Source organism: Patescibacteria group bacterium (genome assembly GCA_038065255.1).
GTDB lineage: Bacteria > Patescibacteriota > Patescibacteriia > JACQRZ01 > JACQRZ01 > JBBTRI01.
This window is the reverse complement of sequence record JBBTRI010000010.1, coordinates 42159-55963: the sequence shown is the minus strand read 5'-3', so window position 1 is coordinate 55963 and position 13805 is coordinate 42159. Positions and strand designations below refer to the sequence as shown.

Sequence of the window (13805 nt, the reverse complement as noted above, 5' to 3'; positions counted from 1 at the left end):
TTCTTAATAATTAACCATATGGCAAAAATTACCTATGTGCGAGGATATGAAATTCTTGATTCTCGCGGAAATCCAACGGTTCGAGCAGTTGTAGAATTACAAGATGGAAGTGTTGGTACTGCATCAGTGCCATCAGGCGCATCCACTGGCAGCCATGAAGCACTTGAACTCCGTGATGGTGATAAAAAGCGCTATAACGGCAAGGGAGTCCTGAAGGCTGTTGCAAATATAAACAATGAACTAGCACGCGCAATTAAGGGAATGGATGCTTCAGAGCAACGATTGATTGACGATAAAATGTGCAAACTCGATGGAACCGAGAATAAATCCCGCCTTGGAGCAAATGCACTGCTTGGAGTGTCGCTTGCTGTTGCGCATGCCGCATCACAATCAATAAGTCAACCGCTCTATCGCTCGATACGCTCCACATTCAAACTCAAGCTTAATGGCTATACCATGCCGCAGCCGACCATGAATATCTTAAATGGCGGCAAACATGCCGATAGTGGTTTGAATATCCAGGAGTTTATGGTCATACCGATGGCAAAAACACTCACGGAACAAGTAAGAAAGGGCGCTGAAATATTTCATGCACTTCACGACCTGCTAAAAAAGAAGGGGCTTTTAACTCTTGTTGGCGATGAGGGTGGTTTTGCACCAACACTCAGTGCAAATGAAAAAGCACTCTCGTATATCGTTAAGGCGATTGAACTAGCGGGGTATATACCAGGCAAGGACGCTTATCTGGGAATGGACTTGGCTGCATCTGAATTTTACGATCAAAAAAGCAATCTTTACTACCTTACTCCAAGTAAGGGTTTGCGATCTGATCAAATGATAGAGTTGCTGGAAATGTGGCGCAAAAAATATCCCATCATTCTTGCTGAAGATCCTCTTAGTGAAGATGATTGGGATGGATGGCAGACATTGACGCGCAAGCTCGGAAAAAAACTTATTGTTGTTGGTGATGACTTATTTGTAACAAACCTAAAACGGCTTGCTATGGGCGTTGACAAAAAGGTTGCAAATGCTATCTTGATTAAACTCAATCAGATAGGAACGCTTACTGAAACTATCGATTGCATCATGACTGCAAAAGATCATGGTTATAAGGTAATTATTTCTCATCGATCGGGTGAAACAGGTGATACGACCATTGCTGATCTGGCAGTTGCAGTAAATGCTGAGTTCATAAAGACTGGCAGCCTTTCTCGATCTGACCGTGTAGAGAAATATAACAGACTCATGGAGATAGAGTATGAATTAACTGCTCATCAGTAAGTACCTGTCTCCCTAATGATAAAGGTAGTGATAGATTATATGTATGGCTCAACAGCATAAGCCGACAGTTTTAATTGTTCTTGATGGTTGGGGAGTTGCGGTGCCGTCCCAGGCAAATGCGATTGCCCAAGCAAAAACTCCCGCATACGAGAGCGCTATTCAGAATTACCCAACGTTAACACTACAGGCCTCCGGCGAGGCAACAGGGCTGCCATGGAGTGAGGTTGGAAATTCCGAAGTGGGACATATGAGTATTGGCGCGGGACGGATTATTTTTCAAGAGCTTTCCCGCATTAATAACGCAATTTCTCAGGGTTCGTTTTTTAGTAATTCAGTATTCCTTCAAGCGCTAGAACATTGCAAAAAATCCGGAGGTACACTTCATCTGCTTGGACTTGTAAGTTCCGGTGGCGTTCATAGTCATATTGAACATTTGTTTGCACTTCTTGAATTGTGTAAACAACAGAATGTTCAAAAAATTGCACTACATATCATTCTTGACGGCAGAGATACACCCTACGCTCAAGGCATTCAATTTGTAAATGCGGTAGCCGAAAAGTGTGATGCTGTTGGTGCGCAGATTGCATCGCTATCTGGCAGATTTTATGCGTTGGATAGGGATCATCACTGGGATCGAGAAGAAAAGGCATATCGAGCGATTGCAGAAGGTATTTCGGATCATCAGTATGAGAGTGCAGTGGATGCGGTAGAAAAATCCTACGCTGCATCTGTGTACGATGAGGAGTTTGTTCCGGCAGTTATTACCAAAGATGGAAAGCCGCTAGCTCCTATCGTTGCCGGCGATGCGGTTATCTTCACCAATATTCGGGCTGATCGTGCACGTCAGATGACCCACGCTTTTATGGATGATACATTTGATAAATTCGAACGAAAAAGAATTGATAATCTTTTTTTTGTGACCATGACGGAGTATGAAAAAGATCTCCCGGTTTCTGTAGCCTTTGGTCCTCAAGTAGTAAAAAATTGTATTGCAGAATGGATAAGTACGCATGGACTAAAACAAATCCATATAGCAGAAACAGAAAAATATGCCCACATCACCTACTTTCTGAATGATGGTCGCGAAGAACCGTTTCTCAATGAAAAACGTATCATGCTACCCTCGCCTCCGGTTGATTCCTATGATAAAAAACCCGAGATGAGCGCGCGCGAGATAGCAAAAGAAGCAGTAAAGGCAATTGAGAGTAATGAATATGATTTTATTGCCTTAAATTTTGCTAATTCTGATATGGTAGGGCATACAGGGAATTTAAAAGCAACTATCAAAGCAGTGGAGACGATTGATGATTGTCTATCTCAGATTATTCCTGAAGTACTTGCCCGAAATGGAAGTGTACTTATTACGGCTGATCATGGAAATGCAGAAACAATGCTTGATCTTGCAACAGGCAGAATCGATAAAGAGCATACAAATAATCCGGTGCCATGTATTATTATTACAAAGGAACTTGAGGGAAAAACAAGCGGATTCACTGACCGTGCAATCGGCAAGGATTTAAGTGCGTTAGAACCGAGCGGTCTACTATCCGATGTTGCTCCCACAGTACTCAGTCTCATGGGCATGGAAAAACCATCAGAGATGACAGGCAATTCTCTTCTCTCTAATTAATTTTATTTAAGCTTTGCGCAGATCTCTATGCTTCAATCTGAACTGTCAACCAAGACACTGCGAGAAAACCCAAAAGATGAACTTGCAGTAAATGCCCAGCTTTTAGAGCGTGGTGGGTTTGTAAGTAAACTAATGGCAGGGGTATATGCATTTTTGCCTCTTGGCTATCGTGTATTGGCTCATATTGAGCGGATAGTCAGAGAAGAAATGAACCGTATAGGCGGTCAAGAATTATTCTTGCCGGCACTTCATCCCAAAGAATTATGGATGCAGACAGGACGTTGGGATAATTTTGATGCACTGTTCAAAATCCAATCACGGTATGACAGTGAATATGCGCTTGGCGCAACCCATGAAGAGGTGATTGTTCCTGTGATGAAATCATTTATCCAATCATACAAGGATTTGCCCTTTGCAGTGTATCAAATTCAGACAAAGTTTCGTGATGAGCCTCGTGCAAAATCAGGCGTTCTTCGTGGGAGAGAGTTTCGCATGAAGGACATGTACTCTTTTCATACTGATGAGAAAGACCTTGACCGATACTATACAATTGTGAGTGAAGCGTATAGAAGGATATTTCAGCGCATTGGGTTACCTGCCCATTACACTGAAGCATCGGGCGGTACCTTTTCAAAATATTCGCATGAATTTCAAGTGCCGATTGAAACAGGGGAGGATACTATTTACTACTGCAAGAAATGTGATTACGCAGTAAATTCAGAAATATCAGAAAAGGGTGCATGTCCCAAATGTGAGGGCATCGGTGAACAGCTCAAGGCAAGCGAGGTGGGTAATATCTTCAAATTAAATACAAAATATTCACAGCCGTTTGACCTCACATTTACTGATGATAGCGGGCAGCACCCCACCGTACTCATGGGTTGCTACGGGATTGGCACATCACGCGTACTTGGTACTGTTGTTGAATATTCACATGATCAAAAAGGAATCATCTGGCCTGCAAGTATTGCACCTTTTTTGGTCCACATTGTGCCGCTTTTTTCATCTGATGAAGACACGCAGAAGCTTATAATGGACCGCTCTCAAAAACTATTGGGAGCATTGCAAGAATTAGGAATTGAGGTACTTCTCGATGACCGTAGGGGAGTGAGTGCAGGACAAAAATTTGCTGATGCAGACCTTATTGGAATACCTTTGCGCGTTGTGATAAGCGAAAAGACGATTGCTGCCGGTGGGTATGAATTGAAAAAAAGGTCAAGTGCAGACGCGGTCGTGTTGCCAGCTGAACGTATTATGGATTCAGCAAAAGAACAGCATGTCAGATCGCAACTATAGCATAAGATATGACAAGTATCGTTAATAAAATATTTGGCAGATTCTCTGTAGATCTTGGTATCGATCTCGGTACGGCAAATACTCTTGTATATGTGCGAGAAAGAGGAATTGTCATTAATGAACCGTCGGTTGTGGCCGTGAATATGAGGACTGATCAAATACTTGCAGTGGGGCATGAGGCATATAAAATGGTTGGCCGTACGCCCGCGCATATTGTTGCAACAAAACCACTTGTGGATGGGGTGATTTCTGATTTTGAAGTAACAGAAAAAATGCTGAAATATTTTATTAAGAAAGTACATAAAGAAGCATTTGGCTTTTCTCCTCGGCCACGCGTTGTTATAGGCATTCCGCTTGATATTACCGAAGTGGAGCGTAAGGCCGTTGAAGATGCGGCTCTCTCAGCCGGAGCACGCGAAGTGTATCTTATTGAGCAGCCTATGGCAGCAGCAATTGGCGCTCGAATTCCTGTTCAAGAATCAAGCGGACATATAGCTGTTGATATAGGCGGCGGTACTACGGATATTGCAGTAATTTCATTAGGTGGAATCGTTTCTTCACGTTCACTTAAAACCGCAGGTAATGAGCTGAATGATGATATTATCAAATACGCTCGTGATTTTTTTAGCATTCTTCTTGGCGAGCGAACAGCTGAATATGTCAAAATTAAGATTGGTTCAGCCATGCATCTTGACGATACATTAGCTATGAAGGTGAGGGGACGGGACCTTGCAACTGGATTGCCAAAAGAAATAATTATGGATGATACTCAAGTCAGAGATGCTATGTCGCGCTCCGTCCAGCTCGTAATTAATACTATAAAAGCTACTATCGAAAATACGCCACCAGAGCTAGTCTCAGATATATATGAAAATGGATTGCTCCTTACCGGCGGCGGAGCCCTGTTGCGAAACTTAGATCGTTTGATTGCTGAAGCAACGGGCATACCGGTCATTATTGCTGATGATCCGCTTACCTGTGTTGTGCGCGGTACGGCAGTACTTTTGGCAGACCTTGATTTCTTGCGAACTGTTATGGTACCTACGACTACTCAAGGGTGGTCGGCAAAACGAAGATGAGGCAACGCTTATTACAATGGACCGGTATCATTACTAGCATAAGCCTTATTCTTATTGTTTTTAATAGTCTAGGTATTCTAGATGCAATCATAAGGCCGGTACAACCGATTCTCGAAAAACCACTTTCAGGATTATCAGGTGTGTTTCGCTCAATTACTGATTCAATACGAGTATCTACAGTCTTACCGTCTACTATTAAGACCATGGAGCAAACTATAACTCAGTTGCGTATTGAGAATGAACAGTATAGGCATTTTGAAATTGAAAATATTGCATTGCGCAAGCAACTTGATTTTAAAAAAAGAGATACTCACACTATTATCTATGCTCATGTCATTGGTATGAGTTCGGAGACTGGAACAAATCTCATGATTATTGACAAGGGGAGTGATGATGGGATCAAAGAACAGTCTGCGGTGACAACAGGGAATGGAATGTATGTTGGACAAATTGTAAAGACACGAAATCTGTCGAGCTATGTGAGATTGCCAAACAACGATAAGAGTAATATCATTGTTTCAATAATAAAGGATGGCGTTGAGCTTTCTGGCATTGTACATGGAAGTTTTCAAACCGGCATTGTACTTGATCGTGTTGAACAAAAAAAGCAACTTATGCAGGGAGATAGTGTCATGACATCTGCCTTAAATAGCACCATACCTCCAGGGCTTTTTATTGGTACAGTGAATGATATTACAAGTACACCGAATGATCTTTTTCAGCAGACAACAATTATCCCTGCTCAACCCCTTGATACAGTGCGCACTGTAGGTGTTATTGCACCACGTTAACTATATGAATATCCGCAATTTTTGCATTATTGCTCACATCGATCATGGCAAATCAACATTGGCAGACCGTCTTATAGAACACACTGCAACAGTATCGAAGCGTGAAATGAAAGATCAACTTCTTGATCAAATGGATCTTGAACGAGAGCGAGGGATTACCATTAAGCTTCAGCCAGTGCGCATGGAATATAACAACACTATACTCAATCTCATTGATACTCCGGGTCATGTAGACTTTAGCTATGAAGTTTCACGTTCACTTACAGCTGTGGAGGGAGCAATCCTTCTTGTTGACGCAACCCAGGGCGTACAAGCACAGACGATTGCAAATGTATATTTGGCACTTGAACAAAATCTTACCATCATCCCTGTGTTGAATAAAATTGATTTAGCAAGCGCTAGAATTGAAGATGCAGCTGCAGAAGTACAGAGTCTCATCGGATGCTCACGGGATGACATCCTTAGCGTTTCTGCAAAGACCGGTGAAGGAGTGCCTGAGCTAATCAATGCGATCATTAATAGGATTCCTCCTCCTACTCAAAGCGACACATCTCCTACTCGTGCACTTATCTTTGATTCCGTTTATGATGAGTTTCGGGGGGTCGTGGCGTATGTTCGTGTTGTTGATGGAGTGATTCCTCGTGAACAAAATATACGGTTTATGGCTAGTGGTAGTAGTGGAAAGGTCCTTGAATGCGGGTATTTTAGGCCACAGTATGTTTCTTCGGATTCACTTCTTGTCGGTGAAATTGGGTATATTGTAACGGGATTGAAAGATGTGCGGCAATGCCGAGTGGGCGATACTATTGTTCAGAGTAATAATACTGCATCACTCCCTCTGCCTGGTTATAAGGAAGTAAAGCCAATGGTGTTTGCCGGTATCTTTTGTAAAATTGGTGATGAATTTAAACGTTTACGCGATGCGGTTGAGAAACTAAGGCTCAACGATGCTGCATTTACCTTTGAGCCGGAACATTCACCTGCGCTTGGTTTTGGATTTCGATGTGGATTTCTTGGCATGCTGCATTTGGAGATAGTCCAAGAGAGATTGCGAAGAGAATACCAGCTTGATATCATCATCACCGTTCCATCGGTTGCGTATCGGGTTTTTTCAAAAAACAATCAAGAAATCATCATACACAGTCCTCTTGAACTTGAAGATGAGAGTGCTATTGAACGAATTGAAGAACCCTGGACGCTTGTGGATATTTTATCGCAAGAGTCTACTATAGGGCCACTGATATCTCTCGTTATGGAAAAGCAAGGGGTGTATAAAAATACTGAATACCTGCTAACTGAAATGAAATCAGGAGATAGGAGGGTCATTCTGCATTTTGAACTGCCACTTTCAGCAATACTTGTGGATTTTTATGACAGTATCAAAAGTATTTCATCAGGCTACGCATCTATGAATTATGAACTCTGCGGATATCGCGAAGCAGATGTTGTAAAGCTTGATATTCGTGTGAGCGATGAAATTGTAGAGGAATTAACTTCGTTAGTCTATAGAAATCAGGCATATCATGTTGGAAGGAAAATTGTTGAGTCTCTTAAAAAAGTCATTGAACGCCAGCAATTTGAAGTAAAAATTCAAGCTGCAATCGGCAGCAAAGTAATTGCGTCCGAAAGAATAGCGCCCTATAGAAAGGATGTGACTGCAAAACTTTATGGGGGAGATGTAACGCGAAAGCAAAAATTGCTAGAAAAACAAAAAAAGGGAAAAAAGAGAATGAAGCAGGGTGGTCATGTTGAGTTACCGCCGGAAGCATATCTGAGTGTATTGCGTAAATAACCCACCTTTTGATATACTTATCTATATATATGCTATCAAAAAAGAAACAACGAGTTCTATGGATTATTTTTTCAACAATTATTGTTTTAAGTATGGTCCTTTCACTCGTACTGCAATTTAACATGTCATACTATTAATATATGAAGAAATCAATAGCGCCTAGTGCTTCGGGTATGCATTATGAACAAAAACTTATGATTGCGGCTGTGTTTATAATGCTTGTAACATCATTACTGTTTGTTTCACGAGAAATGCGGGCACAGCAACAGGCGGCAACGGTAAGCGCACGTGTTGAGGCAACCCCCTATAATACTCGGGTTAGGAAGCCATCACTCCTTGATTCTCTTACCGCCTATCAAAAAATTACCATAGGTTCTGTGGGTCTTCTTGCCTTAACCGGAGGAACTGCCATGTATCTTCTATTTGGATCAAGGAAAAAGAAGTACCCGGTATAGGTATGGGTTATACATGGATTTTCCCTTCAGCCATACCTAGTACAGAACTCATTGAAGCATATCATCCGACTATTGCATCGATTCTGGCTCAACGCGGTATACACACAAAAGAAGATGCAGAGATTTTTTTGAATCCTGATTATTATCGTGATTGTAACGATCCGTTTTTATTTGAAGATATGACGATAGCAGTGGATCGTATAGCATCTGCCCTTGCACGGGGTGAGCAGATGACGATTTATTGCGATTATGATGTAGATGGACTGTCTTCGGGTGCACTGCTCTATCTGACGATTAGACAGTTAGGCGGTAATGTCGGTGCATATATGAATCATCGTGAGCACGATGGCTATGGACTTCAGAAAAGTGCCATACAAAAATGCATCAACGATGGCACGACACTTTTTATCACAACTGATTGCGGAATCTCAAATGCAGCAGAAATTGCTTTTGCTAAACAGTATGGAGCGGATGTTATTATTACAGATCACCATACGGTGCCATCCTCAACAGATGATATGCCAGCAGCGTGCGCTATCATCCATCCATTAGTGCGGGCACAAGCATATCCATGTAAAAATTTAGCAGGTGGAGGTACGGCATATAAATTAGCCCAAGCGCTTATTCGTTCGTCAAACAGTGATATTGAGCTTCGAAGATCAATGGCAAAAAGCGAAAAGGGGACTTCCGTTGATTGGTCGGCATATGAAAAATGGCTATTAGACTTAGTATGCCTTTCAACAATTGGGGATTGCGTTCCTCTTCAAGGCGAGAATAGAATGTTTGTACGTTATGGTCTTCGCGTACTTCACAAAACGCAGCGCCCCGGCCTACAAGCATTACTTAAGCGAATGAGAGACCGCAATATGAAGCTTACCAGTAGGGCTGTTAGTTTCTTTCTTGCACCAAGGATTAACGCAGCAAGTAGAATGGAACACGCTCAATTGGCATTTGATTTACTTACTACGTCTTCAGTTGAACGCGCCGAGCAACTTGCTGAAATTTTAGAAAAGAAAAATACCGAACGTCAAAAGAAAACTGAGCAACTTGTTTCTGATGTTCGAGAACAGCTTGATATATACCACGCAGAAGAAAAAAAGATTCTTGTGGGAAATGGTGACGAATGGCCACTCGGCATTCTTGGACTTGTTGCCGGTAGATTGTGTGATTACTATAGAAAACCAGTTGTATTAATGACAAGCGGTAACGGAAGTGTTTCGGGTGCTGCTCGAAGTATTGGCGGTTTTCATATTGCTCATGCCTTTTCAGAGATAAGCCATTATTTTGACAGATATGGAGGTCATCAGGCAGCTGGTGGATTTGCGTTAAAAAAGGAATCTTCCGTAGAGGATGTGCGCCAATCGCTTGAGTCTATCGGTAATAAGCGGATACAGGGTGAGCATGATTCTTCTATCCCGCTTCACTTAGATGCTGAGGCGAGGCTTTCGGATATTTCATGGGATATGCTTAGTCAACTCAAAAAATTTGAACCCTACGGACAGGAGAATAGTAAACCAAAAATTGTATTAAAAGGTGTGAAAATTGAAAACAAACAGTGTGTTGGTAAGACGGGAAAACATGTGCGTTTCACCATTCAACAAGATTCCATTCGCAAGCAATGTATTGGTTTTTCCTTAAGCGATACCGTGAAGGATCTTGATGTCGGTGACTACGTTGATATTGCCTGTGAATTGGATGAAAATGAGTGGAATGGCTCAAAGAGCATACAAATTTCTATTATAGGTATGAGACGATCAGTGCTTACAGCCTCTGTATGAAAAAATTAATTATACATACAGACGGTGGTGCGCGTGGCAATCCCGGGCCTGCTGCAATTGGGTGCGTCCTTTTTGACCCCGATATAAAAGAGGAATATTATATCAGCAACTACATAGGCTCGACAACAAATAATCAGGCTGAATACAGAGCATTGCTAGCAGCACTGGAAAAAGCACAGGTGCTTATGGCAACGCATGTAGAGTGTTATCTTGATAGCGAACTTGTTGTAAAACAGATGAGGGGGGAGTATCGCGTACGCGATAAAAATCTCTCCCCGCTCTATTTAAAAATTTGGAACCTTACACTCAAATTTACGTCTATTACATTTAATCACATTCCCCGTGCAATGAACAAAAAGGCTGATTCTCTTGTAAATAAGGCACTTGATGAATATGGCACTCACAGCTAAGTATCTTGACATTTACCTTCAATAAAGGTATAGTTTTTAGTACTCAATCTCGATCATTGATAACACGCAGCAATCCGGATGGTCGCTCCGATTTATCGGAGAGGAAAGTCCGAACATCTCTTGTTTGGCATTGCCAGGCAAGAACAACGGTAGTCGGTAACGCCGACCTGAGTTATTCTCCGAAGTATACGTGGCGGAAAGTGGGGAGAGCCATGTTCTGCCTATTTAAAGACTCCTGGGGAAGAACCTTACGGGATAGTGTCTATATCCGGTGTGTTCCACGGGATATCAGATTTCGGTCAATGTATTTTGACCGGAGCAACAGAAAAGCTTCGCTTTAGGCGAGGGCTTGAGCAGAAATGCCCAAGTAATCTACCGCCCCGAGATCTATTGGGGTAAGGGTGAAAAGGTGTGGATATCGGTTTAACGATTGACGCGCAATGTAGCATCGTCTCTCCCGAAAAAGACGTTCTTTAGAGTAACACTGCATTGCGAGGTAAGAGCGCACCAGTTTTCGCAGTGATGCGGAAAGCTTGGCAAACACCTACCAGATGCAAGGGTAAAGACACCTGCATGACTATATCAGCAATGATATGGCTAGAGAGATGACCATCACTCCGATGTCAAAATCGGAGGACAGAATTCGGCTTATAGGATTGTTGCGTGCTATCATTGTATCGACAGAGCAGAATCGCCACATAATTATGTATGAAGAAAGCTGAACTTGTTTTTTCTGCAATTACTGTACCTCTTGATGCAAGTATGATTGTTGCGGCAGGTTGTGCTGCATATTTTTTACGTTTTCAAACACTCACTGATCTTTGGCCTGTTCTCTTTCAAATACCCTTTTCGCAATACCTCTTTTTTATTGGAATTTTTGCATTGTATAGCACTGCTGTATTTGCTTGTGCAGGTCTCTATGCTATTCGGCGCTGGAAAATACATAATGAATTTCAGAGAATTTTTGTAGCGTCGTCTGCATCGGTCATGCTTCTTATTGTAACTATTTTTTTCAGACAGGAATTTTTTAGCTCTCGATTTATTGTTCTCGCAGTATGGCTTTTAATGATAGTGCTTGTACTAAGTGGTAGGGGAGTGCTACGAGTTATGCGCATAGCATGTTTTTATAGAGGAATTGGCCTCCATTCGGTTGCACTAGTGGGACAGCAAGAGCGCATTGCGCAATTGCAATCATTTATTGAAACTCATCTCTCTCTTGGTTATCGCATCGTTGCCACATCGGAAAGGTTGACTGATGATTTCAAAGAGCTATGCATGCGTCTGAAATCACAAGGCAAACTCGATGAATTAATTGTTGTCAGTAGTCAAGCACATCAGCAGCTTGAGTTGTTGGCGGAACTAGCAACCTATCTTCACATTGATTTTGAATATTCTTCGGATATGATCAGTGTCGGTAGACTCCAATCCACAATGATTGCAGGACTGCCATTTGTGGAAGTACGCAGAACGCGACTTCAAGGATGGTGGAGAATCGTTAAGCGCATGCTTGATGTAATTGGATCATGTATCTGTATTCTTCTCTTCTTGCCATTAATGGTGCTTATTTCCGCATGGATTAGATATTCAAGTAAGGGGCCGATTATATATAAGGATGTGCGGGTAGGACAGCGTGGACTGTTTCATACGTATAAATTCAGAACAATGTATATCCAGTTCTGTACAGGCCCGGGATATGATAATACAGGCTCAGCAGAAAAGCTTGAAGAAAAGCTTATTTCAGAAAAAAATGAACGGCAGGGTCCTGTACCAAAAGTACTCAATGATCCTCGACGGACGCCCGTAGGACGCATTCTCGAGAGGACAAGCCTTGATGAACTACCGCAGTTTTTTAATGTATTTCTTGGAAACATGAGTTTAGTAGGTCCTCGCCCTCATCGTCCAAAGGAGGTTGCCGGCTATGATATTAGTCACCATAGATTATTTAGCGTAAAGCCAGGTATTACCGGCCTTGCTCAGATCAGTGGCAGAAGCGACTTAGATTTTAGTGAGGAGGTTAAACTTGATACTTTCTACATCGAAAATTGGTCACTATACCTCGACTGTGCCATTCTCTTTAAAACGCCATGGGCAGTACTTTCTCGTAAATCACGCGTATGAATGTTGCTCTTATTCACGATCATCTGATGCAGGAGGGGGGCGCTGAGCGCGTACTCAAGGCTATTAGCGAGGTCTATCCGGATGCGCCAATTTTTACGTTGCTGTATGATGCTAAAAAATTGAATAGAACGTTTGCACATGATCGCGTGCGTCCTTCATTTTTACAGCATATTCCATTTGCAAAGCATTCATATCAGTGGTTACTACCACTCATGCCCCTCGCTACTGAAATGTATAATCTTTCTGATTACGACGTAATCATATCGAGCAGCTCGGCATTTTCAAAAGGTGTTCTTACCAAGCCCGGATCTGTTCATATTTGCTACTGCCATACTCCTACACGCTACCTGTGGACAGATACGCTTAGCTATGTACAAGATATGAAGCATCCGCGATTTGTAAAAGCTTTAGTTCCTCCGATGCTGTCCCGAATGAGGATATGGGATCGTTTAGCTGCAGATCGTGTGGATTATTTTATTGCAAATTCCCTTAATGTTAGCGAGCGTATTAAAAAATACTATAATCGATCAAGCGCCATCATCTATCCACCTATAGATGTCTCTTCCTACAACATTGGAAGAGGGGATGGCGGCTATTATCTTGCCGGTGGTCGTCTCGTTTCCTATAAGCGGTATGATATCATAATTGATGCATTTAATAGACTTGGCATACCCCTGCATATATTTGGTAGTGGACCATCACTGGATCAACTTCGTTCAAATGCAAAGAAGAATATTACTTTTTTAGGAGCACTTTCAGATTCACAATTACAGCAACAGTATATGGAGTGTACTGCCTTTATTCACCCGCAAGAGGAAGATTTTGGCATAACGCCAGTGGAAGCAATGGCTGCTGGTAGACCGGTTATTGCATATGCTGCTGGAGGCGCGCTAGAAACAGTACTACCGGGTGTTACCGGGCATTTTTTTACCGATCAGGATTACGCGGCACTTATTGATGTTATTTTACATTTTAAGCCAGAATACTATCGGTCAGATGAAATTCATAAGCATGCAATGCAGTTTGATACATCGGTGTTTAAGCAATCATTACGAACCTACGTAGACAGTAAGTATCGCAAACTCTAGAAAACACGAGTACCTATACCCTATGGGTCGTTAAAGGTATATTGTGCGACACATTATCGAATGAGTTATACTGAGAAATACCTCATC

The 13805-nt window shown here is 42.1% G+C and carries 11 protein-coding genes and 1 other RNA gene; all 12 read left to right on the top strand.

Features of this window, described 5'->3' with window-relative positions; translation table 11 throughout:
• Positions 1 to 18: 18 nt before the first annotated feature.
• The 12 genes from eno (at position 19) to AAB400_02860 (ending at position 13718) form a co-directional block, all read left to right on the top strand.
• A complete protein-coding gene (eno, locus tag AAB400_02915) occupies positions 19 to 1281 on the top strand; it encodes a phosphopyruvate hydratase (GenBank protein MEK7648843.1) in 1263 nt (420 codons plus the stop codon).
• 43 nt (positions 1282 to 1324) lie between these two features.
• Entirely contained in the window at positions 1325 to 2911 is a 1587-nt protein-coding gene (gene gpmI, locus AAB400_02910; GenBank protein MEK7648842.1) for a 2,3-bisphosphoglycerate-independent phosphoglycerate mutase, read from the top strand.
• 27 nt (positions 2912 to 2938) lie between these two features.
• Positions 2939 to 4207 (top strand): aminoacyl--tRNA ligase-related protein, encoded by a 1269-nt coding sequence (locus AAB400_02905; protein MEK7648841.1) that lies wholly within the window; start codon positions 2939 to 2941, stop codon positions 4205 to 4207.
• A gap of 8 nt (positions 4208 to 4215) precedes the next feature.
• Complete coding sequence (locus AAB400_02900) at positions 4216 to 5286, top strand: rod shape-determining protein (protein ID MEK7648840.1); 1071 nt, start codon at positions 4216 to 4218, stop codon at positions 5284 to 5286.
• Positions 5283 to 6077 carry a rod shape-determining protein MreC gene (gene mreC, locus AAB400_02895; GenBank protein MEK7648839.1) on the top strand — a complete coding sequence of 265 codons (795 nt, stop codon included), beginning with the start codon at positions 5283 to 5285 and terminating at the stop codon, positions 6075 to 6077. Before AAB400_02900 ends, mreC begins: the two co-directional genes overlap by 4 nt.
• Positions 6078 to 6081: 4 nt before the next feature.
• Positions 6082 to 7869 carry a translation elongation factor 4 gene (lepA, locus tag AAB400_02890; protein MEK7648838.1) on the top strand — a complete coding sequence of 596 codons (1788 nt, stop codon included), beginning with the start codon at positions 6082 to 6084 and terminating at the stop codon, positions 7867 to 7869.
• Between the two features lie 140 nt (positions 7870 to 8009).
• Positions 8010 to 8324: a hypothetical protein gene (locus AAB400_02885; protein MEK7648837.1), complete on the top strand. Its 315-nt coding sequence runs from the start codon at positions 8010 to 8012 to the stop codon at positions 8322 to 8324.
• Between the two features lie 2 nt (positions 8325 to 8326).
• The gene (gene recJ / locus AAB400_02880) at positions 8327 to 10102 is read left to right on the top strand and encodes a single-stranded-DNA-specific exonuclease RecJ (protein MEK7648836.1); all 1776 of its coding nucleotides are present in this window, start codon (positions 8327 to 8329) and stop codon (positions 10100 to 10102) included.
• A complete protein-coding gene (locus tag AAB400_02875; GenBank protein ID MEK7648835.1) occupies positions 10099 to 10512 on the top strand; it encodes a ribonuclease HI family protein in 414 nt (137 codons plus the stop codon). Before recJ ends, AAB400_02875 begins: the two co-directional genes overlap by 4 nt.
• Positions 10513 to 10578: 66 nt before the next feature.
• Positions 10579 to 11179, top strand: an RNA gene (rnpB, locus tag AAB400_02870) — RNase P RNA component class A.
• Between the two features lie 41 nt (positions 11180 to 11220).
• Positions 11221 to 12630: a sugar transferase gene (locus tag AAB400_02865; protein ID MEK7648834.1), complete on the top strand. Its 1410-nt coding sequence runs from the start codon at positions 11221 to 11223 to the stop codon at positions 12628 to 12630.
• Positions 12627 to 13718: a glycosyltransferase gene (locus AAB400_02860; protein ID MEK7648833.1), complete on the top strand. Its 1092-nt coding sequence runs from the start codon at positions 12627 to 12629 to the stop codon at positions 13716 to 13718. Before AAB400_02865 ends, AAB400_02860 begins: the two co-directional genes overlap by 4 nt.
• Positions 13719 to 13805: the final 87 nt, after the last annotated feature.